The 23,510-nt window shown below is 58.0% G+C and carries 21 protein-coding genes; 15 read left to right on the plus strand and 6 right to left on the minus strand.

Annotated features, from left to right (window positions below; genetic code table 11):
- Positions 1-7: 7 nt before the first annotated feature.
- The gene (locus ACQZ5Y_RS09275) at positions 8-2,002 is read right to left on the minus strand and encodes a putative bifunctional diguanylate cyclase/phosphodiesterase (RefSeq protein ID WP_174050413.1); all 1,995 of its coding nucleotides are present in this window, start codon (positions 2,000-2,002) and stop codon (positions 8-10) included.
- A gap of 316 nt (positions 2,003-2,318) precedes the next feature.
- Between ACQZ5Y_RS09275 and ACQZ5Y_RS09280 the strand changes: the two genes are divergently transcribed.
- The 6 genes from ACQZ5Y_RS09280 (at position 2,319) to ACQZ5Y_RS09305 (ending at position 9,896) form a co-directional block, all read left to right on the plus strand.
- Positions 2,319-3,365 carry a class I SAM-dependent methyltransferase gene (locus ACQZ5Y_RS09280; RefSeq protein ID WP_115062606.1) on the plus strand — a complete coding sequence of 349 codons (1,047 nt, stop codon included), beginning with the start codon at positions 2,319-2,321 and terminating at the stop codon, positions 3,363-3,365.
- A gap of 143 nt (positions 3,366-3,508) precedes the next feature.
- On the plus strand, positions 3,509-4,333 hold the full coding sequence (locus ACQZ5Y_RS09285; protein ID WP_065659479.1) for a bifunctional allantoicase/(S)-ureidoglycine aminohydrolase: 825 nt from the start codon (positions 3,509-3,511) through the stop codon (positions 4,331-4,333).
- Positions 4,334-4,507: 174 nt separating this feature from the next.
- Positions 4,508-6,013 (plus strand): sensor domain-containing diguanylate cyclase, encoded by a 1,506-nt coding sequence (locus tag ACQZ5Y_RS09290; protein WP_003510668.1) that lies wholly within the window; start codon positions 4,508-4,510, stop codon positions 6,011-6,013.
- 263 nt (positions 6,014-6,276) lie between these two features.
- Complete coding sequence (locus tag ACQZ5Y_RS09295) at positions 6,277-7,800, plus strand: sugar ABC transporter ATP-binding protein (protein ID WP_003510667.1); 1,524 nt, start codon at positions 6,277-6,279, stop codon at positions 7,798-7,800.
- 51 nt (positions 7,801-7,851) lie between these two features.
- Positions 7,852-8,853 carry an ABC transporter permease gene (locus ACQZ5Y_RS09300; protein WP_112199101.1) on the plus strand — a complete coding sequence of 334 codons (1,002 nt, stop codon included), beginning with the start codon at positions 7,852-7,854 and terminating at the stop codon, positions 8,851-8,853.
- An 89-nt stretch (positions 8,854-8,942) separates the two neighbouring features.
- Entirely contained in the window at positions 8,943-9,896 is a 954-nt protein-coding gene (locus tag ACQZ5Y_RS09305) for a substrate-binding domain-containing protein (protein WP_003510665.1), read from the plus strand.
- A gap of 207 nt (positions 9,897-10,103) precedes the next feature.
- Here ACQZ5Y_RS09305 and ACQZ5Y_RS09310 read toward each other — a convergent pair whose 3' ends face one another.
- On the minus strand, positions 10,104-10,997 hold the full coding sequence (locus ACQZ5Y_RS09310) for a LysR family transcriptional regulator (RefSeq protein WP_003510664.1): 894 nt from the start codon (positions 10,995-10,997) through the stop codon (positions 10,104-10,106).
- A gap of 537 nt (positions 10,998-11,534) precedes the next feature.
- On the opposite strand from ACQZ5Y_RS09310, the gene odc2 reads away from it, so the two are divergent.
- The 6 genes from odc2 to ACQZ5Y_RS09340 all read left to right on the plus strand — a co-directional run bounded on the left by odc2 (position 11,535) and on the right by ACQZ5Y_RS09340 (position 17,000).
- The gene (gene odc2 / locus ACQZ5Y_RS09315; RefSeq protein WP_003510663.1) at positions 11,535-12,668 is read left to right on the plus strand and encodes an ornithine/lysine decarboxylase; all 1,134 of its coding nucleotides are present in this window, start codon (positions 11,535-11,537) and stop codon (positions 12,666-12,668) included.
- A gap of 193 nt (positions 12,669-12,861) precedes the next feature.
- Positions 12,862-13,431, plus strand: coding sequence for a GNAT family N-acetyltransferase (locus ACQZ5Y_RS09320; protein WP_013761478.1), 570 nt, complete (start codon positions 12,862-12,864; stop codon positions 13,429-13,431).
- Between the two features lie 144 nt (positions 13,432-13,575).
- Positions 13,576-13,977, plus strand: a complete 402-nt coding sequence (locus tag ACQZ5Y_RS09325; protein WP_003510658.1) for a MarR family winged helix-turn-helix transcriptional regulator — start codon at positions 13,576-13,578, stop codon at positions 13,975-13,977.
- A gap of 91 nt (positions 13,978-14,068) precedes the next feature.
- Positions 14,069-15,364 carry an MFS transporter gene (locus tag ACQZ5Y_RS09330; RefSeq protein ID WP_013761455.1) on the plus strand — a complete coding sequence of 432 codons (1,296 nt, stop codon included), beginning with the start codon at positions 14,069-14,071 and terminating at the stop codon, positions 15,362-15,364.
- 281 nt (positions 15,365-15,645) lie between these two features.
- A complete protein-coding gene (locus ACQZ5Y_RS09335) occupies positions 15,646-16,344 on the plus strand; it encodes an OmpW/AlkL family protein (RefSeq protein ID WP_019564584.1) in 699 nt (232 codons plus the stop codon).
- A gap of 212 nt (positions 16,345-16,556) precedes the next feature.
- A complete protein-coding gene (locus tag ACQZ5Y_RS09340) occupies positions 16,557-17,000 on the plus strand; it encodes a glyoxalase superfamily protein (RefSeq protein WP_003510652.1) in 444 nt (147 codons plus the stop codon).
- Positions 17,001-17,048: 48 nt separating this feature from the next.
- On the opposite strand, the gene ACQZ5Y_RS09345 is transcribed toward ACQZ5Y_RS09340, so the two are convergent.
- The 4 genes from ACQZ5Y_RS09345 to ugpB form a co-directional block, all read right to left on the minus strand.
- Positions 17,049-18,110, minus strand: coding sequence for a sn-glycerol-3-phosphate import ATP-binding protein UgpC (locus ACQZ5Y_RS09345; RefSeq protein ID WP_065659475.1), 1,062 nt, complete (start codon positions 18,108-18,110; stop codon positions 17,049-17,051).
- Entirely contained in the window at positions 18,110-18,958 is an 849-nt protein-coding gene (gene ugpE / locus ACQZ5Y_RS09350; RefSeq protein ID WP_003510648.1) for a sn-glycerol-3-phosphate ABC transporter permease UgpE, read from the minus strand. Before ugpE ends, ACQZ5Y_RS09345 begins: the two co-directional genes overlap by 1 nt.
- A 10-nt stretch (positions 18,959-18,968) precedes the next feature.
- Positions 18,969-19,850, minus strand: coding sequence for a sn-glycerol-3-phosphate ABC transporter permease UgpA (gene ugpA, locus ACQZ5Y_RS09355; protein ID WP_003510646.1), 882 nt, complete (start codon positions 19,848-19,850; stop codon positions 18,969-18,971).
- Between the two features lie 68 nt (positions 19,851-19,918).
- Positions 19,919-21,229, minus strand: coding sequence for a sn-glycerol-3-phosphate ABC transporter substrate-binding protein UgpB (gene ugpB, locus ACQZ5Y_RS09360; protein ID WP_173865420.1), 1,311 nt, complete (start codon positions 21,227-21,229; stop codon positions 19,919-19,921).
- A 355-nt stretch (positions 21,230-21,584) separates the two neighbouring features.
- Here ugpB and ACQZ5Y_RS09365 point away from each other — a divergent pair, with 355 nt between their 5' ends.
- The 3 genes from ACQZ5Y_RS09365 to ACQZ5Y_RS09375 all read left to right on the plus strand — a co-directional run bounded on the left by ACQZ5Y_RS09365 (position 21,585) and on the right by ACQZ5Y_RS09375 (position 23,498).
- Positions 21,585-22,691, plus strand: a complete 1,107-nt coding sequence (locus tag ACQZ5Y_RS09365; RefSeq protein ID WP_174059994.1) for a CobW family GTP-binding protein — start codon at positions 21,585-21,587, stop codon at positions 22,689-22,691.
- Positions 22,688-22,966, plus strand: a complete 279-nt coding sequence (locus ACQZ5Y_RS09370; RefSeq protein ID WP_174059993.1) for a hypothetical protein — start codon at positions 22,688-22,690, stop codon at positions 22,964-22,966. Before ACQZ5Y_RS09365 ends, ACQZ5Y_RS09370 begins: the two co-directional genes overlap by 4 nt.
- A gap of 94 nt (positions 22,967-23,060) precedes the next feature.
- Positions 23,061-23,498 (plus strand): YqaA family protein, encoded by a 438-nt coding sequence (locus ACQZ5Y_RS09375; RefSeq protein WP_003510639.1) that lies wholly within the window; start codon positions 23,061-23,063, stop codon positions 23,496-23,498.
- Positions 23,499-23,510 lie beyond the last annotated feature (12 nt).

Consider the following 23,510-nt stretch of genomic DNA (forward strand, 5'->3'; position numbering starts at 1 on the left):
CGCATCGTCAGGCGGGGCGCTGTAGCATTTTGGGCTGCGGGTAAGGGGTAGTCGCCACGTTCAGCCTTTCGGCGACGACCGGGCGTCCGATATAATAACCCTGCGCATAATCGATCTCGAGCTGGCGCACGAGCCTCAGCTGCTCTTCCGTCTCCACGCCTTCGATCAGGATCTTGTGGCCGCGATTGCGGATGAGACGGATCATGTCCTGCAACATCGCCCGGCCGCGGGGTGTCTTGCTGTCATGCAGGAAGGAGCGGTCAATCTTTACGGTATCGAAATCCGTCATCCGCAGCCATGAAAGGCCCGCAAATCCGGTTCCGAAATCATCTAGCCATATATTGATGCCGAGCGTCTTCAGATCGTTCAGACAGCGTAATACATCCGAATGCATCTCCATATCCAGACCCTCGGTGATCTCGAAGGCCAGCCTGCCGCCGGCAATCCCAGCCTCAACGAGGATCGCTGCGACCGAAGTGGCAAAACCAGGATTCTTCAGCTGCATCGGCGATACGTTGACGCTGACCACCGATACCTTGTCATCGGCCAGTATCTGCCGGCAGGCGGTCTTTATGGTCCAGAGACCGAGCTCCATTATCGTGCCGGTGCGTTCGGCAATCGGGATAAAGGTGCCGGGCGAAACGGAGCCACCGTCGAGCAGGCGAAGCCGCATCAACGCTTCGGCTCCCGCCGTCTCGTTGGTCGATATGTTGAGGATCGGCTGATAAACGAGAGAAACGAGGTTTTCCGCGACAGCGATTTTCAGAAGTGCGGCGATATTTTCGGTTTCGTCGCTGGTCTGCGGATCGTCCGGATCGAACAGCTTCATGCAATTGCGGCCATTGGCCTTGGCAATATAAAGCGCCCGGTCGGCCTCGTTGATGATCTTTTCGAGCTTGCCATCCGGATTGGGACGGGTGAAAGACGCGCCAATGCTGACGGTGACGATGAAGGTTCCGTCCCGGCGCTGATCGTGCGAAAGCGACAGGTCTTCGACGGTGTGGCGGATGGTTTCGGCAAGCTCACCCACCTGCTGTCTGGATTTGAACGGAGCGAGTACGATGAACTCCTCACCGCCATAACGGCCGATGGAGGCGCCATGGTCGATGATCGCGTCCTGCAGGGCGTTGCCCACTGTCACGAGGCACTTGTCGCCTTCCTGGTGGCCGTAGCGATCATTGTATTTCTTGAAGAAATCCACGTCGATCAGAAAGACGGCGAAACCTTCCCTCTTCTTGCTCCAATTGTCCCACAACAGGCGCAGATGCTGGTCGATGGCGCGGCGGTTCTGCAGGCCTGTCAGGGAATCGGTATTTGAAAGCCGCAACAGCGCCTGCCCGCGCTCGTCCGCCGCTTTCTGCTGGGCCTTGGCTTCCAGTGCGTTGAGAAAGACGTGGTAGCGTTCCCGGTTCAGGTTCCAGTTCACGTAAGAGGTGAAGACGAAGCAGGAGATATAGAAGGTGCCGAAAGCGAGCTTGTAGAACGCATCTTCGGGAAACTGCGTCGCCGCCAGAAAGTAGGTGACGAGAATGATGCCCGATGACACGAGCGAAAGATGGAAGCGGAAGGTGAAAAACAGATTGGCGCCCATCATGAAGATCGCCCCGAAAACCATGTAATAGGACATGTTTTCGAGATTGTCGGTCAAGAGCGAGGGCACAAGCCAGCCAATATAGCCCATGACGAGCGCAGTGGCGCAGGTGAGGTCAAGTGCTGCGGTGCTCGCGCCCATGCGCAACTGAATTTCGAGCGTCAGCAGGGACGTCAGGACGACGATAACTCTTGCGATTATGGTGTAAAAGGCGACGTCTGGCACCAGAATGATGTCGGTAATGGCAAATAGCAGATAGATGAAAACAGCCGTCCACAGGCCCCGCCTGATCGAACCCCGGCGGCTACGCTCACCTTCCTGCTGGTAAAGGGCAAGAAGTTCATCAGAAAACCGGGCGTCCGGCCGCCGATATTCTTGCTGTCCACTCACCTCGCCTAACGTGTGCTTCATGCACTTTCCCATAGTGTTGCGTATACTTTATCAAGTAACTGCTTATTCGACCTTTGCGTGTACTTTCACGCTACGCGCGATTTCCTGCCGATTTCTCTCCATGCGGGCGGAAACATGAAAAGCAAGAGCGCATCATACGCTCGCAACATTAAGTTTCACTAAATCGCGTATCCGCTTTCTCCTCCGGTCCACGAGTGTGACCAAAAAAATACGCTAATAAACTATTGTATCCCTACACTGCTCAAAAATCGAAAGCGAGTGGCCTTCCGTCTCCCAGAAACGTATAGTTAACAATGTGTTAATACTGGAGGCTGAAGTGAGGCAGGTAAAGAAAAGAAATCTGGACGGGGCAAGTCTGATCACTCCTGATACTGTCGCAAAAGAGATTTTTGCGCGGAAAACGGAAGCGTTCGATGAGCATTTCGCAGTTGCGAAAGCAGAGATCGCGATCATTCTCGAATTGGCACAACAGCAGTTCGAAAATGGTGTTTCAGCACATGAGATAATACATCGAACGGCTGGCGCACTGCATGGCCTGCGCGAAAAGCTCCACTCAAGCGTGTGGGCTGAACTGATTCCTCTGGTGCAGAATCACTCCGTGTCGGACTATTTTCTGGAAGATCCCTTCACGCGCTGGTCGTTCGAAAAGCCGCGGGGCTATTCGGGCGATGCGCAGCTTCTCGACTTCATCTACGGTCACGACAGCGTTGCCGATAAGGTGAAGAACGCAACGCCGCTTGGCGCGGCTCTCTACGATTATACGAAGGACGCCAGTTCCTCGGTCGCTGTCCGCGAGCGGCGGGATTTGCTGACCCGGTTTGTTGACGAGGCTGCGGCCCGGCATGGATGCGAAACGGAAATCCTCACCATTGCATCGGGACATCTGCGCGAGGCGGATTCATCCGTGGCCTTGAAAGAGGGCAAGATCCGGCGCTGGGTGGCGCTTGATCAAGATCCCCTGAGTGTCGGTTCCGTTGCCCGCGATTTCAACGGCAGCTGCATCGAGGCGATTGACGGTTCGGTGCGTGACATCGTCCTGCGTTCGCACGAGCTCGGCAAATTCGATCTGGTATATGCCGCCGGTCTTTACGATTACCTGAACGACAAGGTGGCGATCAAGCTCACGCGGCGCTGCATGGAGATGCTGAAGCCTGGCGGAATGTTCCTCTTCGCCAACTTCTCCGAAGACATTGTGGTCGATGGCTACATGGAGACCTTCATGAACTGGGCGCTGCTGTTGCGTTCGAAGGCGGATATGTGGCGGATCGTCAACGCCAGCGCCGATCCCGCAAGTATCGAGGCGGAGGTATTTTTCGGCGAAAACCACAATATCGTCTATGCCACGATGCGCAAAAAGGCCTGAGCCCAACCTCGTTTCGCATGTCCGCGCGAAATAGGCCGCCCGCATTTTACCATGCGGGCGGCAAGCCCTGTGCACGCCAATAATTATTTGATTAAACGTCGCTACAGGCCTAAGAATTCGCGCGAAATGCGTTGCAGAATGGAATGGCTGAAATGAAGAAATATTATTCGGATATGGGCGGTCTGCCGGGTCAGACGGAACTGCTGTCGAGCAAGGCTGTTTTCAAGACTGCCTATGCGGTCATCCCCAAAACCGTCATGTCCGATATCGTGACGAGCGTGCTCCCGCACTGGACCGGGACGCGGGCCTGGATCATCGCCCGGCCGATGACCGGTTTTGCCGAGACTTTTGCGCAATATATCGTTGAAGTGCAGCCCGGCGGCGGCAGCGAGCGGCCGGAGCCAGACGCAAGGGCGCAAGCGGCGATCTTTGTCGTTGATGGTGAAATGACCGTGGAGTTTGAGGGCGTGCAGCATGCATTGCGGACCGGCTCCTTCGCCTTCCTGCCCGCCGGCTCGCGCTGGCAGCTGCGCAATTCCGGCACGGCACCGGTCAAGTTCCACTGGGTCCGCAAGGCGTTTCAGGCGGTGGACGGGCTGGAGCCGCCGCCGGCGATCTTCACGCATGAAGATGAACACGCTCTGTCGGCGATGCCCGATACGGACGGCAAATGGGCGACCACCCGGTTTATCGATCCCGACGACGTGCGTTACGACATGCACCTCAACATCGTCAGCCTGGAGCCGGGCGCTACCATTCCTTTCATGGAAACTCATGTCATGGAGCACGGTCTTTACGTGCTGGAAGGAAAGGCGGTTTACCGGCTGAACGAGGATTGGGTGGAAGTGCAGGCGGGTGATTTCATGTGGCTGCGCGCTTTTTGCCCGCAGGCTTGCTATGCAGGCGGGCCGGGCCGTTTCCGCTACCTGCTCTACAAGGATGTGAACCGCCACGTGAAGCTCTGGTAACGGGCGGAATCTTGGCGAAACCGAGATTTATCGCGCAATCCGTTGGCTTGCGCGATAAAGGCTTGCGTTGGATCGAATATCCCTAATAAATCCAGATATGCGGTCAGTCATCGCTGTCTCGCACGATTTCGGCATTCGGCATCCGCCCTTATTATCCTGAAGAAGACTGCCCGTATGATTGAAACGATCGATACCAATATCTTCAATCTTGCCCCTGTGGCGATGTGGATCGAGGATTTCAGCGAGGTGAAAAGCCAGTTCGATATCTGGCGGGCGCAGGGCGTCGAGGACATCCGGGCGTTTTTGCTGGAAGATCTATCGCGGGTGGCGGCGTGCTCGCAGAAAATCCGCGTTGTGCAGGTTAATGCCAAGACACTTGAACTGTTCGAAGCGCGGGACAAGGCGCATCTGATCGATAATCTGCACCGGATTTTCCGCGATGACATGCTTGAAAGCCATGTGAACGAGCTTTCCGAGCTTTGGGCTGGAAAAACCGAATTCATCAGCAACGCCGTCAATTACTCGATTGGCGGAAAGCGGCTGGATATCCAGCTGCGCGGTGCGGTAATACCCGGCTACGAACAGACACTCGGGCGGTTGCTGCTGACCACAGAGGATGTGACGGAACGTGAGGAGGCTCGCCGCAAGGAGCTTTTCAACCGCCGTTATGCTGAAGGCATGTTCCAACATTCGCCGGTTTCCCTGTGGGTGGAGGATTTCAGCCGGGTTCGGCGTCTGATCGAGGAGGTCAGGGAACGCGGCATCATCGACTTCCGGGTGTTCATGGATGTGCATCCTGAATTCGTGCGCCAATGCATGAGCGAAATCCGCGTGATCGACGTCAACCGGGCAACACTTGACCTGTTTTGTGCGCCGGACCGCCAGGTTCTTTTGCAGCGGCTTGGCGATATTTTCCGTGGTGAAATGGAAAAGCCCTTCCGCGAACAGCTGATGGAGCTGTGGAACGGCAATCTTAACCATCATCGCGAAGTGGTGAACTACGCGCTGGATGGTTCAGAGCGGCACGTGCTGCTGCATTTCTCCGTTTTTCCGGGCCACGAACGCGACTGGTCACTGGTGCAGGTGGCGCTGACTGATATTACGGCGCGGAAAAAGGCGGAAGCCTATCTCGAATATCTCGGCAAGCACGATGTGCTGACCAAGCTGCACAATCGCGCCTTCTATTCGGACGAAATGAACAGGCTGGAACGCAGCACGATCCGGCCCGTTTCGGCCATCGTCATCGATCTCAATGGCCTCAAGGACGCCAATGACAAGCTCGGGCACGACGCAGGCGACGCGCTGTTGCGGCGCCTTGGCGAAGTCCTGAACGGTGTCGTTACTGCGCCGAACCATGCTGCGCGCATTGGCGGTGATGAATTCGCGATCCTTTTGCCCGGCGCAGACAAGCAGATCGCCGCGGCGATGGTGGATACCATTTACGAACTGCTGAAGATCAACAACCAGTTCTACTCCAATGCGCCGCTTAGTCTTTCGCTGGGCGTGGCAACCAGCGAGGCCGGAGAGACAATGGAATCGCTGGTGCGCCGTGCAGACATGCATATGTACGAGCAGAAAAACGCCTATTACGCCGCGATGCGCAACAGGTCTGCCGACAACAGCGATACAACGAAGGCCTCCCCGCAACCGGAAGCCAGCTCCCTGAAGCGCCTTCTCTAGCCACAGGCATCCCGTGTGTGCCTTGCCTCACTGAGGATTTCCAACGCTCTGTGGGACCATGGCCGCCTATTTTTTAGCCTTTAGGCACCATCGTCCTGGTCAAATTTGAGTGTATTCTAAAAGACCAGCGAAATTTGCTTTACGTACCTCAAAACGGACGTTAGCTTCTTCCCAAGAGCTTTGGGAGGAGTTCGTGCATGATGATTTCAAGTAAAATCGAGGGGCAAGATCCGTTCATTCGCACCGGGTACCGGTGACGACACATGGCTTTTGCTGAGGAATCTCCAGATCAGGTCCTTATACGGACTGTCGGGTTGTCCAAGTCTTTCGGTCCCGTCCAGGTTCTGAAGGATATAGAGATTGCCGTGCGCGCCGGTGAAGTTCACGCCATCATTGGCGAGAACGGCGCTGGTAAATCGACGTTGATGAAACTGCTTGCGGGCAATGAGAAGCCTTCGAGTGGGGAAATCAGGATCGATGGCGAGGCAGTTACGCTGAGCGGACCTGTCGACGCCGAACATCGCGGCATCGTTCTCGTGCATCAGGAAATATTGCTGGCCCCGGATCTGACGGTGGCTCAGAACATCTATCTGGGCCGCGAATTATGCAAAGGCCCGATGATGGACGACCGCGCCATGCGTGCCGGCGCCCTGAGGGCTATCGCCGATCTCGGCGGTACGATCGATCCCGATGCCGTCGTCGGCAGCCTGTCGATTGCCCAGCGCCAGCTGGTGCAGATAGCCCGCGTTCTGCTCGTGCCGCATCGCGTCGTCATTTTCGACGAGCCGACCGCAAGCCTCACGCCCATTGAAACCGATGCGCTGTTGAACGTTATCAGGGACATAAGGGCAAAGGGCGTGGCCGTGCTCTATATTTCGCACCGCCTGCCGGAGGTGAAGGAGATTGCCGACCGTGTGACCGTTCTGCGCGATGGCAGGTTGGTCGGCTCCCACCCGATATCGGCGCTTGAGCCCGCCGATATGGCGCGGTTGATGGTGGGACGCGATGTCGCCAAGCTCTATCCGGACAGGAACGCCGGCGGCGAGCACGAGCCTGTCTTGCAGGTGGAGCATTTCACCGTTCCCGGCTATGCGCAGGATGCCGGTTTCAGCCTGCGAAAGGGCGAAATCCTCGGTTTTGCTGGTCTCGTCGGCGCGGGCAGAACGGAGCTTATGGAGGGCGTGCTTGGCCTGCGTCCAGGGCGGGGGACGATCCGCCATCTCGGAAAGCCTGTGCATTTTGCAAAGGCGGAAGACAGTCTGAAGGCCGGTATCGTTTATCTGAGCGAGGATCGGAAGGGCAAGGGATTGCTGCTGACGAAGGACTTGCGGGTCAATCTCACACTCGCCTCGCTGAGGAAATTCAGCCGCCTGTTCCAGATCGATATCCGTCGAGAGAAGGCAGCGCTCGATGATGCGGTGCGTGATTTCGATATTCGCACGGGAAGCAAGGACTTGCTCGCGGGCCAGCTGTCCGGCGGTAACCAGCAAAAGCTGCTGCTCGCCAAGATGATGCTGCTCGATCCATCGATCGTCATCATCGACGAGCCAACACGCGGCATCGATATCGGCACCAAGGAACAGATCTACCGTTTCATAGCAAAGCTTGCAGACGAGGGCAGGTCGATCATCGTCGTGTCTTCGGAGATGCCGGAACTGATCGGCATCTGCGACCGCGTCCTTGTAATGCGCTCCGGCAGGATCGTCGGCGAGGTGACGGGGGAACGCATGACCGAAAACGATATCGTGGCACTCGCGACTGGCGTGCACACGCAGGAATTCGCTTGAGGGCTGATGTCCCGGCAGATTGGCCTGAAGAAAAGACAATTGAGGGGAAATATGACTGAGGCCGCACTTGATAACGGCAAAACGCCGAAGACCTCGAAAGACTGGGACCTGCGCGCCGTTGCGCCCTTTGTGGCGCTGGCTTTGCTGCTGGTTCTCGGCGCCGTCGCCAATCCGAATTTCATCGGCATCGACAATCTGCTGAACGTGGTAACCCGCAGCGCCTTCATCGCCATCATTGCGCTTGGCGCCACTTATGTCATCACATCCGGCGGACTTGATCTCTCCGTCGGCGCGATGGTGGCTTTCGTTGCCAGCCTGATGATCCTGTTCATGAACAGTGGCGTTATTGCCAATCCGCTGGTGATGTTACTGGCCGCCATGGCGCTGGCTATCGCCATCGGCGCCGCTTGCGGGCTTGCAAACGGCCTTATCACCACCATCGGCCGCATCGAGCCCTTCATCGCCACGCTTGGCACCATGGGCATTTATCGTGGGCTGACCACCTGGCTGTCGCAGGGTGGCGCGATCACGCTGCGCAACCCGGAAATCCAGACGCTTTATCGCCCGGTCTATTTCGGCAATGTGATCGGTGTGCCGGTGCCGGTCATCGTCATCTTCGTCACTGCCGCCATCGCCGCTTTCGTGCTTTACCGTACTCGTTACGGCAGGCATCTGACGGCGGTAGGTTCCAGCGAGGATGTGGCGCGTTACTCCGGTATCTCGGTCGCTCGCGTCCGCACGATTGCCTATGTGGTTCAGGGGCTTTGTGTCGCCGTTGCCGTCCTGCTTTACGTGCCGCGTCTTGCCTCCACTTCGGCCACTACAGGCATGTTGTGGGAGTTGCAGGCCATCACCGCCGTTGTCGTCGGTGGCACGGCGCTACGGGGTGGTGTGGGCCGCATCTGGGGTACGATTTGCGGCGCCTTCATTCTGGAAATCGTTGGCAACATCATGATCCTGTCGAACTTCGTCAGCGAATATCTGATCGGTGCCATTCAGGGCGCGATCATCATCATCGCCATGCTGGTGCAGCGTTCGCTCAGCCGCAGATAGCCGGACGATCGATGAGACATCTGGCCGCGCAATCTGGGGCATGCGCGGTTTAAACAGGAGGAACGCCCCGGTCTTGGGAGGAAGAGACTATGCGTAGAAAATTCATCGGCGTGGCATTTGTCGCGCTGGCTGCCGTTCTTGCGGGTTCTGCCCATGCGCAGGAGAAGAAGGTAACGATCGGGGTATCCATTCCGGCGGCCGACCACGGCTGGACGGCGGGCGTCGTTTACCATGCCGAACGGGTGGCAAAGCTTCTGATGAAGGAGCATCCGGGTCTGAACGTCATCGTCAAGACCTCGCCGGATGCCGCCAACCAGGCAAACGCGCTTCAGGATCTTGCCGTGCAGGGGCTGGACGCACTGGTCGTGCTGCCGTCTGATCCCGATCCGCTCGTCAACGCCATCAAGGAGATCAAGGACAAGGGTACCTTTGTCGCGCTCGTCGACCGCGCGCCGAGCGTCAACGACAATTCGATCCGCGATCTCTACGTCGCGGGTAACAATCCGGCACTCGGACAAGTGGCAGGCGAATACATCAAGAAAACCACGCCTGATGCGGAAGTGGTGGTCATTCGCGGTCTGCCGATCCCGATCGACCAGCAGCGCCAGGATGGTTTCGACAAGGGTATTGCCGGCTCCAGCGTCAAGGTTCTCGACCGCCAGTACGGCAACTGGAACCGCGACGACGCCTTCCGCGTGATGCAGGACTACCTGACCAAATACAAGAAGATCGACGTGGTCTGGTGTCAGGACGACGACATGGCGGTTGGCGTGCTGGAGGCAATCCAGCAGGCGAAACGCACCGATATCAAGTATATCGTTGCTGGCGCCGGTTCCAAGGACATGATCAAGCGCGTAATGGACGGCGACAAGCTAATTCCGGTCGACGTGCTCTATCCGCCGGCGATGGTGGCGACCGCCATGCAGCTTACGGCTGGTCATTTTTACGATCAGGTGCCGGTTGCTGGCGAGTATATTCTCGACGCTACGCTCATCACCAAGGACAATGCCAAGCAGTTCTACTTCCCGGATTCGCCGTTCTGATAAGCCGTTTCCGGCTAAGCAACGCCCGCTGAAAGGCAGGCGTTGCATCCGCACTCCTGCACCCCGGACCAGATTCGGGGTGCAGCGCGATCAGGTCGTTGATCGCGATAGAGTCCTTCATAGCGCGGGCGCGCCGCGGCTCGATGCCGGATTAAATACGGCATGACGAGGGGAAGGTCGGCGGAAACTATACCGCTCCCCCGCTCTTCATCCATTTTTCCTGAACCACGCCGAGAGATAATCCACGAAGCTGCGCACTTTCGCGGGAAGGTAACGGCGGTGGGGGTAGACGGCGTATATGCCGCGGTCTTTGGAAATATAGTCGTCGAACAGGGTCACAAGCTCGCCGGACTGGATGAAGGGTCTTGCAATGAAGTCCGGCACCATGGCGATGCCAAGCCCTGCGCGGGCGGCCCGGAGTGTCGCCTGCGGGCTGTTCACCTCGATCGGTCCACTGATGGTAACGGAGTTCGAGCCGCCATCCGCTTCAAGATAACGCACGGTGTTGTGGAAGCGGGTGTTGGTGTCGATGATGAAGGGCACGCGGGAAAAGTCCTGCGGACCATTGAGCGGGCCGTGTCTGGCGACAAAATCCGCCGTCGCCACTGCATAGACCCGGAAATCGGAGATCTTGCGGGCGATGAGGCCTGAATCTTCCAGACGCGTTATGCGAATCGCAAGGTCGAACCCTTCCTCGATCAGATCGACGAATCGGTCATCGGCGACGATTTCCAGAGACAGTTCCGGATTTTCCTTGGCGAAATCGATGAGGCTCTGGCCAACATCGGCGTCGATGAAGGTGCGCGGAACGGATATTCTGAGCTTGCCCTTCAGATCGGCATTCTTCTCGCGCACCAGATCGGCGAGGTTGTCGATCTCCTTCAAAATGTCGGAGGCGGTGCGGTAATATGTATGGCCGGCCTCCGTCAGCGAGAATTGCCGGGTGGTGCGGTTGAGAAGCAGTGCACCGAGATCATCTTCCAGTTCCCGGACATATTTGGACAAAAGCGCCTTGGAACGCCCAGTCTTGCGGGCAGCGGCGGAAAAACCCTCCGCTTCGACAACGTCGATAAAGGCGCGGATGCGGGTGAGCGTGTCCATGAAAATCCTCCGGTTCGTTCCATATAATTGAACGCTGAGGCGCGACTGTTCAACCCGTAAAATGGTTGCCGAAAAAATCCGCTATATGGTGAAAAAATCCTCTTGATTATGACGGCGAATATTCTTATCTCCCGTGCTGCCCAAAGTCGCACGTGCCCATGTGTGTCCGCCGAGTCCTCGATGTGGTGAGGAGTTCGGTAAGGTACCTGGAACTAACCCCTCCAGTCGCTATTCCGGCCAACCGGGAAATGCGAGGACATATGAAGCAACGACGGTGCGGGCCTTTCTGGTTCTCTGCCGGCTTTCCATCAGCCGGGGTACTGAAGAGGCACACCATCATTGCCTGAAGTGCGGTCGGGTCATTCCCTCCAATCGATGGCAGACAAAGCCGAATGATGCTCTGGCAGGGCGTCATTCATATTTGCGCCTTGAGCGTATGCTATCGATTCTGCGCCTCCACCGGCTGATTCGTATGCATATCTCGAGCGTCCTTTGTCCTCCGGATTTTCCGGAGCCGGTTTTATAGGGAATATATCGATGACGACTGCACGCATTCTCGATTTCATCAAGACCCGACGTCCCGAAGGCCCTTGCCTCGTCGTCGACCTCGACGTCGTGCGCGACAATTTCAACGCGTTCCGGCATTCCCTGCCGAACAGCGCGATCTACTATGCGGTCAAGGCAAACCCGGCTCCCGAAATCCTGAAGCTGCTTGCTTCGCTCGGCTCGAACTTCGATTGCGCCTCCGTGGCTGAAATCCAGATGGCGCTTGATGCAGGTGCAACGTCCGACCGGATCTCGTTCGGCAACACCATCAAGAAGGAACGCGATGTCGCCCGCGCTTACGCGCTCGGCATCGATCTCTTCGCCGTCGACAGCCATGAGGAAGTCGAGAAGGTTGCCCGTGCCGCTCCTGGCGCGCGCGTCTTCTGCCGCGTGCTGACGGACGGTGAAGGTGCCGAATGGCCTCTGTCGCGCAAGTTCGGCTGCGTACCGCAGATGGCTGTTGATGTTCTGGTCTACGCACATCAGCTGGGCCTCGAATCCTACGGCGTTTCCTTCCATGTCGGTTCGCAGATGATGAATCTCGACGCATGGGATGCAGCGCTGGGCGATGCCAAGCGCGTTTTCGCTTCGCTGTCCAAGCAGGGTATTCACCTGCAGATGGTCAATATGGGCGGTGGTTTCCCGACCAAGTACCTGCGCGACGTTCCTGCTGCCGAAGAATACGGCCAGGCTATCGACACGGCGCTGCGCAAGCACTTCGGCAACCAGATCCCGAAGACGATCATCGAGCCGGGCCGTGGCATGGTGGGTAACGCTGGCGTCATCAAGGCGGAAGTTGTTCTCGTGTCGCGCAAGTCCGACAACGACAACCATCGCTGGGTGTTCCTCGACATCGGCAAGTTCGGCGGTCTCGCCGAGACGATGGATGAGGCTATCCGCTACCCGATCCGCACCGAGCGCGATCAGGACGAGATGGAGCCTTGCGTTCTGGCCGGTCCGACCTGCGACAGCGCCGACGTGCTGTACGAAAAGAACATGTACCCGTTGCCGGTCTCTCTGACCATCGGCGACGAGGTTCTGATCGAAGGCGCAGGTGCCTATACGACGACCTATTCGGCGGTTGCCTTCAACGGTTTCGAGCCGCTGAAAGCCTACGTCATCTGATCCGAACGCCGCCCGCTGAGTAAGGCGGCGTCTCGAACAAGCTTCCGTTCCGGCTTTGCCGATTGTGCTGTTGCGCAAATCCCTGCTTGCTGCTCCTCTTCCAGCCGAGGAAAGCGTGTCGGCGGGCCGGAACGGCTCCACCATTTTTGATCAAGGGCCGCGTGTGGGCGGTTGTGTGATGGAGGGCCGAGAGATGGCCGCTCTTCTTAATTCGGTACGTGCATTTTTCACCCCGCAGACATTTCATGTCGATCAGGAAAATCCGGGCGATGTCGTTGCCCGTGAAAACCTGCTCGATCGCGCCATGGGCGCTGGCCGCCGCCGCAAGTCTTCCGAAAAGCTGCGCGCCGGCCGCGTCCCAGCGGAAGGTCTGGCGCTCGTTGCCCGTGACGAGGACGGCCATGTCATCGGCACGGTGCGCCTGTGGAATGTCGAAGCTGGCATTTCGCGCGAAGGCCGCGCTGTCGAAGCGCTGTTGCTTGGCCCGCTTGCGGTTGATGCTGCCCATGAAGGCAAGGGCATCGGTTCGGCGCTGATGCGTGCAGCAATCTCCGAGGCAACCAAACGTGGCCATGGCGGCATTCTTCTGGTCGGCGACGCTGCCTATTATGAGCGCTTCGGCTTTTTTGCCGATAAGGCCCAGCACCTGATCATGCCCGGCCCGTTCGAGCGCAGCCGTTTTCTGGCGCTTGAACTCAAAGCCGGCTGGCTGGAAGGTGCGGCTGGTATGCTGGTCGCGAGCGGCCGCAGGCTCTCTGCCTGAGACGAGCCCTGCCACTGATATGAAACCCCGGCTTATTGCCGGGGTTTTTCTTTCTACCCTGTGGCCTGGCGGACGGCCTTTGATTGCCGGTAATTTCCGAACATCTCTTGCGCAGTAGAATTTGCGGGTATATACCCGAGACAAATGCCAAACGATAGTTGTCACTGCATCCTGTTGCGCAAAGCATCCCGTAAGGTCTCGTCCTATTACGATGAGGCGCTGGCGCCGCTTGGCGTCAATATCGGCCAGTTCAGCCTGTTGCGGAACATCAACCGCATGGCGCCGGTGTCGCTCACCGATCTCGCCGCGCGGGTGGAACTGGACCGCTCGACCGTTGGACGCAATACCAAGGTGCTAGCCCGCATGGGGCTGGTGGCCATCGGCCATGGCGAGGATCAGCGCGAAGCGATGCTGACCGTGACGGAGCAGGGACAGGAGATCCTGAAAACAGGCGCGCCCCTCTGGGACGGAGTACAGGACGAAATCGAGGCCAGGCTTGGCCCGGAAAAAACCGCTCAATTGCAGGAACTACTCGCAGCCCTGTAATTTTTTTGATGATAAAACGGGTATCTGCCCGCAATATAGGGTATATACCCGTAAAATTTCGGCCGCTGGCCGCTGGAAAGGGATTTTGAACATGCTCTCCACACGCCTTGCCAGCTGGATGGCCGACAGAAACATACATTATGGCTGGCTTGTTGCTGCAACCACCTTTTTGACGATGCTGGCAACCGCCGGCGCGATGGGATCGGCCGGGGTGATGATCCAGCCGCTGCATCAGGAGTTCGGCTGGGATATTGCCGATATTTCATCTGCCATGGCGGTCAGGCTGGTGCTCTTCGGCCTGCTCGGGCCCTTTGCCGCTGCCTTCATGAACCATTTCGGTATTCGCCAGGTCGTGTCGACGGCCCTTGCGCTGATCATGGGCGGCATCGTCGCCTCGTTCTTCATGACTGAGGTGTGGCAGCTGTTGCTGTTATGGGGCGTGGTGATCGGTGTTGGCACCGGCATGACGGCACTGGTGCTGGGCGCGACCGTGGCATCGCGCTGGTTTTCAAAGCGCCGGGGACTGGTGATCGGCCTGATGACGGCCAGTAACGCCACCGGCCAGCTGGTATTTCTGCCTTTGCTCGCGGCGCTGACGGAGGCCTATGGCTGGCGCACCGCGCTGACGCTATCCGTTGCGGTGATTGCTATCGCCATGATTCTCGTGCTGCTCTTGATGCGTGACCATCCCGCCGATGTCGGCCTGCCAGCCTATGGCGAGACGGTGGTGGTAAAACCGCCGAAGCAGGACCACAAGTTTCTTGCAACACTGGCATCCCCGATACTGACGTTGAAGAGCGTGTCCGGAAACCCGGTTTTCTGGGTGCTTTTCGGCACGTTCTTCGTCTGTGGACTTTCCACCAACGGCCTTATCCAGACACACTGGATTTCCATCTGCGGTGATTTCGGGATGGCGGCGGTCACGGCGGCCGGCACGCTGGCTGTGATCGGCATTTTCGATTTCTTCGGCACCATCTTTGCCGGCTGGCTTTCCGACCGTTTCGACAATCGCTTCCTGCTCTTCTGGTTTTACGGTCTGCGCGGGCTATCCCTGATCTATCTCTCCTTCTCGGGCTTCAGCTTCGTGGAGCTTTCGGTCTTCGCCGTATTTTACGGGCTGGACTGGGTGGCAACCGTGCCGCCAACGGTGAAGCTTGCCGCTGAGAGTTTCGGCCGCGAAAAAGCGGGCCTGGTTTTCGGCTGGGTGTTTGCGGGGCATCAGTTGGGGGCCGCCACCGCTGCCTTTGGCGCAGGTTTCTTCAAGAGCGACTTCGACACATACATGCCCGCACTGCAGATTGCCGGCGTGATGTGCATGATCGCTGCTGTCTCGGTGCTGCTTCTCAAAAAGCCGGGTTCCGCGACTTTGGCACCGCAGGCCGCCTGAGATTGCAAAGGAGAAGGCTTGTGAAACAGGCCAACTTCCGACTGCCGGCCCCGCTATTTTGACCGTTGTCATGGCTATCCGTTGCGTATTTGTCACACCAAGCACCGGGTAGCTGCCCGGGCTTATCGTTGGCCTTTCGGTTTGATCCATCTCAATCCGCTCACCTCTCCCTTGGCGATAGTGGCCGTAGCGGCTGCGGCAAGCGAGGATTCGCGAAGGCCCGCCGCCATCAGCCGGTTTGCCGGGCTTGCCCGGCTGCGGCGCGCGATAGGAGAGATGGAATGACGAACAGAAAGAAAAAAACCGCCTTGCTTGCCAGTGTGACGGTGAGTGTCGCGGCGATGCTGATGTCGGCCAACGCGATGGCGGCAGATCTGGCCCCGCCGGCACCAGCCCCCACCGCTGAAGAGGCGATTGCGGCGGCGAGTCCATGGATGCTGCGCGTGCGTGGTCTCGGGGTCATTACCCATGACAGCGGCAGCGTTGACGGTGTGCCGGGTGCGGGTCTCTCCTATTCGGATACGGTTATTCCTGAGCTCGACATCAGCTATTTCTTCACCCCGAATATCGCTGCCGAACTCATCCTTGGCACCACATACGCCAAGATCAACGGCGAGGGTGTGCTGGCCGGCACGCCGGTGGGCAAGACATGGTTGCTGCCGCCGACGCTGACCCTGCAATATCACTTTACTGATTTCGGCGCCTTCAAGCCCTATATCGGCGCGGGCGTGAACTATTCGATGTTCTACAACCAGTCCGAAAAACCCGGCTTCAGCAATCTTGATGTCAAGAACAAGTTCGGCGCGGCCGTGCAGGTGGGTTTCGACTATATGTTGGACGAACATTGGGGCGTGAACTTCGACGTGAAGAAGATTTTCCTGAAGACCGACTGGACCGCAGAACTTGGCGGCACGCCAATCAGTGGCAAAGCGAAACTCGATCCCTGGTTGATCGGTGCGGGTATCACCTATCGCTTCTGACCCCTTGGCCTCGCGCCGTCGCTGCCTTTGACGGGCGGCGCTTTCTAAGCTATATGGACGGCCACGGGCAGAAGAGCCCCGGCCGTCCGCAGGCGTTTACGCCCTTGGTGAAGCTCTTTTTGGAATAACGGTCATCCCCATGTTTTGCATGTCGTCGATGGCAACGCGGACCCCTTCGGAAAAATACGGCATGCGCATGTTGGAGAACCGTTATGAACGTGTCCAAACCGCTTCCCGCGCTTGAGGGATTGAAAGAGCAGGCAAAACGGCTGCGCGCCGCCCTTGAAGGGCAGGGGCAGGCAATCACCCATTCAAAGGCGCTTGAACTCATCGCCGCGCAATATGGCTTCCGCGACTGGAACACCCTGCATGCCACGGCGGGAAACCGTCCCGCATTCAATCCCTATCTTCTTGGTTCCCGGGTGGAAGGCCTCTATCTAGGCCAGCCCTTCGTAGCATCCGTTCTGGGCGTGCAAACGCTAGGCGGCGACCCGGAACGCTACCGGCTGACCCTGCATCTCGACGATCCCGTGGATGTGGTGACCTTCGAAAGCTTCTCGGCTTTCCGGCAGCGTATCCACTGCAATATCGATACGTCCGGACGCACGGTGGAGAAAACCTCCAACGGTAGGCCACAGGTTGAGCTGGTCTGGTAGTCCGAGCACCCGCCGAGAGGCGGGTGTCTCCTTGTCCTTCGTAAGACCCTAAATCCGCTTCCCCGCCGCATCGAACAGATGGAAGTCCTTCGTCTGGGCGGCAATCCGCAGGTTCTCGCCGATGCCAAGCTGCGAACGGCCAGGAACGCGGAAGACGATGGTGGTGCCGTCGGTGAAGGAGCCATGCACGTAGCTTTCCGCGCCCACCAATTCCACGGCGTCCACCCGCACGGTGCCAGTGAAAGCGGCATCGGGAACTTCTGTTTCCGCGAGCGTAATGTCTTCCGGACGGATGCCCAGTGTTGCGGTGGTTTGCGGCAGCGCGCCTGATCCATTCACCGACCACCCGGATGCGCCGTTAGCCGATGGGGGGCCGTAGGGCAGGAGGTTCATGGAGGGCGAACCGATGAAGGTGGCGACGAAGGTGGTGGCCGGTTTTTCGTAAAGCTCGATCGGAGTGCCGATCTGCTCGATGCGGCCGGCATTTAGCACCACCAGGCGGTCGGCCAGCGTCATGGCTTCCATCTGATCATGGGTTACGTAGACGCTGGTGGTGGCGAGAGAGCGTTGCAGGCGGCGGATTTCGACGCGCATCTGCACGCGCAGCTTGGCATCGAGGTTGGACAGCGGCTCATCGAACAGGAATGCGGCGGGCTTGCGCACGATGGCACGGCCCATCGCCACGCGCTGGCGCTGGCCACCCGAGAGCTGGCGCGGCCTGCGCTCCAGATATTGTTCGATTTCCAGCGCCTTGGCTGCCTCGGTGATACGCCGGTCGATCTCGTCCTTCGGCGTGTTGCGGTTCTTGAGGCCATAGGCGAGGTTCTGCCGCACTGTCATATGCGGGTATAGCGCGTAGTTCTGGAACACCATGGCAATATCACGGTCTGACGGTTCGAGATCGTTGACGACGCGGTCGCCGATGACGATCTCACCGCCCGATATGCTTTCCAGCCCGGCGATCATGCGCAGCAATGTCGATTTTCCGCAGCCAGAGGGGCCGACCAATACGATCATCTCGCCATCGGCTATATCCATCGATACGCCCTTGATGGCGTCGACATTGCCGCCGTAAACCTTGCGGACGTCTTTCAGCGCAATTTTTGCCATTACTTCTCGGTCTCCACCAAACCTTTGACGAACCAGCGCTGCATCAGCACCACAACGATAATCGGGGGGATGATGGCGAGGATCGCCGTCACCATCACATAATTCCAGGGCGTCGAAGCGTCGGTGAAATCCACCATGCGCTTGAGGCCGATGATGATCGTGTTCATCTTGGCGTCGTTGGTCACGAGCAGCGGCCAGAGATACTGGGTCCAGCCATAGATGAACAGGATCACGAAGAGAGCGGCGATATTGGTTTTCGACAGCGGCAGCAGAATATCGCGCATGAAGCGGAACGGCCCTGCATTGTCGATACGAGCCGCCTCGACCATTTCGCCGGGAATGGTCAGGAAAAACTGCCGGAACAGGAACGTCGCCGTCGCGGACGCCATCAGCGGAAGCGTCAGTCCCGCATAGGTATCGATAAGCCCGAGGTCGACGATGACCTTGTAGGTGGGCAGGATACGCACCTCGACCGGCAGCATGAGCGTGATGAAGATCATCCAGAAGAAGCCCATGCGGAAGGGAAAACGGAAAAACACGATTGCGAAAGCCGACAGGAAAGAAATGACGATCTTGCCGATGGCAATGGCGAGCGCCACCACGAAGCTGTTGAACAGCAGCCGTTCAAGGCTGACGCCGACCACTCTTTCGACGCCGCCGACCATGGCGTCTGTATAGTTTTCACCAAGATGGTCGCCGGGCAGCAGCGACATCGGTGGGCGAATGATGTCATTCGACGTCATGGATGACGCGATGAAGGTGTAGTAGATCGGGAAGGCCACGATGATGATGCCGAGAACCAGCATCAGATGGGCGATCACGCGGGCGACCGGGCGATTTTCAATCATCAGGAAATCCTCAGCCGTAGTGCACGCGCTTCTCGACGAAGCGGAACTGGAAGGCGGTCAACGCAATGACGATCACCATCAGGATGACGGATTGCGCGGCGGAAGAGCCGAGGTTCAGGTTAACGAAGCCATCATTGTAGACCTTGTAGACCAGTGTTTCCGTCGCCTTGGCAGGGCCGCCGCCAGTAACTGCGTGGATGATGCCGAACGTATCGAAGAAGGCATAGACGGTGTTGACGACCAGCAGGAAGAAGGTTGTCGGCGCCAGCAGCGGGAAAACGATAGTCCAGAAGCGCCGCGAACCACGTGCGCCGTCAATGGAGGCCGCCTCCAGCAATGATTTCGGAATTGCCTGCAAGCCTGCGACAAAAAACAGGAAATTGTAGCTGATCTGCTTCCATGCGGCGGCTGCGACCACGAGCAGCATGGCCTGATTGCCGTTGAGCAGCGGGTCCCACATGATGCCGTTGCGGCGCAGGATATAGGAGAAGGTTCCCATGGCCGGATTGAACATGAACAGCCACAGCATGCCAGCGACGGCGGGTGCCACAGCATAGGGCATGATCATCATGGTGCGGTAAAAACCCTTGCCGCGCACCACGCGGTCTGCCGCCGTTGCCAGAAGTAATGCCAGCCCCATCGAGACAAGTGCGGTCAGGACGCTGAAAATGACCGTGACGTGCAGCGCGTTCAGATAGCTTTCATCCGAAAGTACGGCGGAAAAATTGGCCAGCCCGACGAAATTGCTGTTCAGCCCGAAGGCATCCTCGCGCATGGTCGACTGGTAGAGTGCCTGACTTGCGGGCCAGAAGAAAAAGATCACCGTCAGGATGATCTGTGGCGCGACCAGCAGATAGGGCAGGATCTTGTTGGGGAATACGACGCTTTGCACGGCGATCTCCTGATGAAATGGGAATACCGCCCGCACCGGGTAAGGATGCGGGCGGGGGCAGGGATCGTTTAGTTGCCGGTTGCCTGCTTGATGGCCGCATCACCGCGCGTGACAATCTTGTCGAGTGCGGATTTCGCGTCCTGCTTGCCGGCCAGCATCGCCTCGAACTCTTCGTTCATGATGTCGCGGACCTGCGGCAGGTTCACGAGGCGCACGCCCTTGGAGTTTTCTGTCGGTGGCTTGCCCATCATCTGCAGAAGTGGCGTTTCGCGGCCGGGATTCTTGTCATAGAAGCCGGATTTCTTGGTTTCCTCATAGGCCGCGATCGTTACCGGCATGTATCCGGAGACCTGATGCAGACGAGACTGGATCTTGGTCTGGGAAAGGAAATGGAAGAACTCGGCCACACCTTTATATTCGGCATCGCTCTTGCCGCCGAAGACCCAGAGGCTCGCGCCGCCGGGAATGGTGTTCTGCGGACCATGACCCTCGTAATAGGGAAGCTGGCCGATACCGTAATTCATGCCGGTCTTGATGATATCGCCAAGGCCGCCGGAGGATTCGGTAAGGATGCCGCATTCGCCGGACATGAACAGCTGCTTGGCTTCCGAAGTGCGCCCGCCGTAACGGAAGGTGCCGTCTTTCGCAAGGTCGGCAATGGCCTGGAAGTGTTCGACGAAGAGCGGCGCGTTGACGGCAAGCTTCACATCGGTGCCGCCCAGCCCGTTTTCATTGCTGCCATAGGAGACGTTGTTCCATGCGGCAAAGTTTTCGGTCTGGATCCAGGTCAACCATGTTGAGGTGAAGCCGCATTGGGCAGCGCCGCTTGTCTTGATCTTCTTGGCCGCTTCGAAAACTTCCGGCCAGGTCTTCGGCGGATTTGCCGGATCAAGGCCTGCCTTCTGGAAGGTGTCCTTGTTGTAATACAGGATCGGCGAGGACGAATTATAGGGGAAGGACAGCATGGTGCCGTCAGGCTTGGAATAATAGGCGACGATGCCGGCCAGATATTCTTCCTTGTTGAAGGTGTAGCCGCCTTCCTTCAGTACTTCCGCCACCGGTTTGATTGCGCCGGCAGCACCCATCATCACGCCGGAACCGGCGTCGAAGACCTGAATGATCGCCGGCGGCTGCTTGGCGCGGAAGGCCGCAATGCCGGCATTCAGGGTTTCCGGATAGGTGCCCTTGAAGACGGGCATGATCTTGTAGTTTGTCTGGCTATCGTTGAACTCTTTCGCGAGCGCGTCCACGACCTCGTTATTGGCGCCGGTCATGGCATGCCACCATTGAATTTCCGTCGCGGCGAATGCGTTCGATGTGACAAAAAACGAAAGCGCAGATGCCGCAGCAAGACGGTAGCTGAGTTTTTTCAAGGCGATTCCTCCCATTTTAAAAACAGTAAAAGATACAGCCCCTTATTGCAGCCTATCCTCCTCGATATAGCTGCGGGCGAGCTTTTCTGTATTAGCGGCCTGATTTAAAGCGAACTCTAATGAAAATGCAATAGATGGTGGAACGAAAAAAACGAAAGTGAACGAAACGGTTTTATTATTCCATTTTGGGTCCGCTTTGGTTTTTTCGTGTGCTTGTGGGCATGGCTCGGGACGGGATACCGGAAGCGGTCTGCCGAGGCCATGTTCAAGAGGAACTTCTAACAAGGGGTATTGATATGTTATTACATTACGTATTAAGTCTCTCCAAGATTTGCTGCTTGAAGGTGCGGATGTGTTCGGAATGAAGCGGAAGAAGGCGGTTGCACCAGAAGACGTCTCGTCCGTCACCCCATCCACCGGAACGGTGCCTGTCACACTGCTTACCGGCTTTCTGGGGGCGGGCAAGACCACGCTTCTGAACGAGCTTCTGAGCGAACCGGAAATGCGTGGTGCCGCCGTCATCGTCAACGAATTCGGTTCGGTGCCCATCGATCACGGCCTGGTCCGCACCGGTTCGGAGCGTTATTTCAGGACCACGACCGGCTGCATCTGCTGCACCGCCACCAGCGATATCCGCACCTCGCTTTACGAGTTGCATCAGGCCTTTCTGGAAGGGGTGGTGCCGGAAATATCTCGTGTCGTCATTGAAACCACCGGCCTTGCCGATCCTGCGCCGATCATCAACAGCCTGATTCCCGGCGGTACGCCTGCCGCCGGCCTGCGCGACCATATCGTCGCCCGCCACTTTCATCTCTCCGGTGTCGTTACTGCTTTCGACATTACCTCCGGCCAGGCGATGCTCGACAGTTTCATCGAGGGCTGGAAACAGCTTGCCTTTGCCGATCACATTGTTTTGACCAAAACCGATCTCACTGACGGGGCGGAGATGGGCTGTGAGAGCCTCTCCGATCTCAATCCTGCCGCGCGTCTGCATGACCGCAACGCGCGCGACTTCAATCTGATGTCGCTGTTTGCACCGGCGGATTATTCGTTGCGTAACAAGCCGGAAGACGTGACGGGCTGGCTTGCCGCCGACAGGCTGAGCCTGCATGCCGCGCACGGGCACGATATCAACCGTCATGGTGCGGGGGTAGAGGCGTTCGATTTGACGTTCGATGGGGCTTTCGATCCGCAGGCGATCGTTACCTTTCTCGAACTCGTCACCAGCAATGTGCATTCCGGTCTGCTGCGGCTCAAGGGAATTTTCGGTGCGACGGATGATCCGGACCGTCCAGTGGTCGCCCATGCCGTGCAGCACCGGCTTTATCCGCTGAGCCGTCTGGAAAGCTGGCCAGATGGCAACCGTGCAACCCGTGTTGTCCTCATCGGCATGGATATGCCGCAGCAGCCGATCCGCGATCTTTTCGAGGCATTGGCCTCGCAGGCGGCAAGAAGGGTTTCCCGATGACGGCAAGAGCAAATCCGCTTGCACGCAGCGGCTCTACGATAGTCTCTAAGGCCCGTCTTCTGAAACACTGGACGCGGGAACTGCTTGCCCTCCGCGAAGACGAGATCGTTTCCGTCAACGAGATTGCCTGCGTACAGCCGGATTGCCCGCCGAAGGAAACGGTAATCCTCGTTTTGTCCGCATCCGGCAAAACCCGGCAATTCTCAATTCACCAGGCGCTGCTGGATATAGAGCGTGATGATGTCGTCAGAGCCGTCGCCGCCAATCCGCCGTAAGGCCGTCTGTATCGAACGCCATGGCGCTTGACGACAGGTGTCGTCATCCGGCACTTCAGGAGCAGCGGGATTCGCTAAAGGTGAAGGGTACGGAATGGCCGATCTGGCGGTATATGCGGGTTTGTTTCTGACGGCTTTTGTCGCGGCAACCATCCTGCCCATGCAGTCGGAGGCCGCACTTGCCGGCCTGATCCTTTTGAAGTCCCAGCCGGTCTGGCTGCTGGTTACTGTTGCCAGCGCCGGCAATGTCGCCGGATCCCTCGCCAACTGGCTGCTCGGCCGTGGCATCGAACGCTTCCGGCATCGGCGGTGGTTTCCTGTGGGGGAAGCCGCGCTGCAACGTGCCCAGAACTGGTACAGGCGTTACGGCAAGTGGTCGCTGCTGCTCAGCTGGGCGCCGCTGATCGGCGATCCGCTGACGGTTGCGGCCGGCATCATGAAGGAGCCGCTGCCGGTCTTTCTTTTGCTTGTTACCATTGCCAAGGTTGGGCGTTATCTTGTGCTGACGCTGGTGACACTGAATTTTCTTTGAATTGCGTTGCCG

Source organism: Agrobacterium sp. A3-95, assembly GCF_053521785.1.

What these genes read in the sequence shown, in the direction of transcription:
- ACQZ5Y_RS09285 (WP_065659479.1), top strand. Translation starts at nt 3,509, where the DNA reads ATGGCTGAAATGAAGAAATATTATTCGGATATGGGCGGTCTGCCGGGT.
- odc2 (WP_003510663.1), top strand. Translation starts at nt 11,535, where the DNA reads ATGACGACTGCACGCATTCTCGATTTCATCAAGACCCGACGTCCCGAA.
- ACQZ5Y_RS09320 (WP_013761478.1), top strand. Translation starts at nt 12,862, where the DNA reads ATGGCCGCTCTTCTTAATTCGGTACGTGCATTTTTCACCCCGCAGACA.
- ACQZ5Y_RS09370 (WP_174059993.1), top strand. Translation starts at nt 22,688, where the DNA reads ATGACGGCAAGAGCAAATCCGCTTGCACGCAGCGGCTCTACGATAGTC.
- ACQZ5Y_RS09340 (WP_003510652.1), top strand. Translation starts at nt 16,557, where the DNA reads ATGAACGTGTCCAAACCGCTTCCCGCGCTTGAGGGATTGAAAGAGCAG.
- ACQZ5Y_RS09325 (WP_003510658.1), top strand. Translation starts at nt 13,576, where the DNA reads ATGCCAAACGATAGTTGTCACTGCATCCTGTTGCGCAAAGCATCCCGT.
- ACQZ5Y_RS09290 (WP_003510668.1), top strand. Translation starts at nt 4,508, where the DNA reads ATGATTGAAACGATCGATACCAATATCTTCAATCTTGCCCCTGTGGCG.
- ACQZ5Y_RS09305 (WP_003510665.1), top strand. Translation starts at nt 8,943, where the DNA reads ATGCGTAGAAAATTCATCGGCGTGGCATTTGTCGCGCTGGCTGCCGTT.
- ACQZ5Y_RS09365 (WP_174059994.1), top strand. Translation starts at nt 21,585, where the DNA reads ATGAAGCGGAAGAAGGCGGTTGCACCAGAAGACGTCTCGTCCGTCACC.
- ACQZ5Y_RS09300 (WP_112199101.1), top strand. Translation starts at nt 7,852, where the DNA reads ATGACTGAGGCCGCACTTGATAACGGCAAAACGCCGAAGACCTCGAAA.
- ugpE (WP_003510648.1), bottom strand. Translation starts at nt 18,958, where the DNA reads ATGATTGAAAATCGCCCGGTCGCCCGCGTGATCGCCCATCTGATGCTG.
- ACQZ5Y_RS09345 (WP_065659475.1), bottom strand. Translation starts at nt 18,110, where the DNA reads ATGGCAAAAATTGCGCTGAAAGACGTCCGCAAGGTTTACGGCGGCAAT.
- ACQZ5Y_RS09295 (WP_003510667.1), top strand. Translation starts at nt 6,277, where the DNA reads ATGGCTTTTGCTGAGGAATCTCCAGATCAGGTCCTTATACGGACTGTC.
- ACQZ5Y_RS09275 (WP_174050413.1), bottom strand. Translation starts at nt 2,002, where the DNA reads ATGAAGCACACGTTAGGCGAGGTGAGTGGACAGCAAGAATATCGGCGG.
- ACQZ5Y_RS09335 (WP_019564584.1), top strand. Translation starts at nt 15,646, where the DNA reads ATGACGAACAGAAAGAAAAAAACCGCCTTGCTTGCCAGTGTGACGGTG.
- ACQZ5Y_RS09330 (WP_013761455.1), top strand. Translation starts at nt 14,069, where the DNA reads ATGCTCTCCACACGCCTTGCCAGCTGGATGGCCGACAGAAACATACAT.
- ACQZ5Y_RS09375 (WP_003510639.1), top strand. Translation starts at nt 23,061, where the DNA reads ATGGCCGATCTGGCGGTATATGCGGGTTTGTTTCTGACGGCTTTTGTC.
- ACQZ5Y_RS09310 (WP_003510664.1), bottom strand. Translation starts at nt 10,997, where the DNA reads ATGGACACGCTCACCCGCATCCGCGCCTTTATCGACGTTGTCGAAGCG.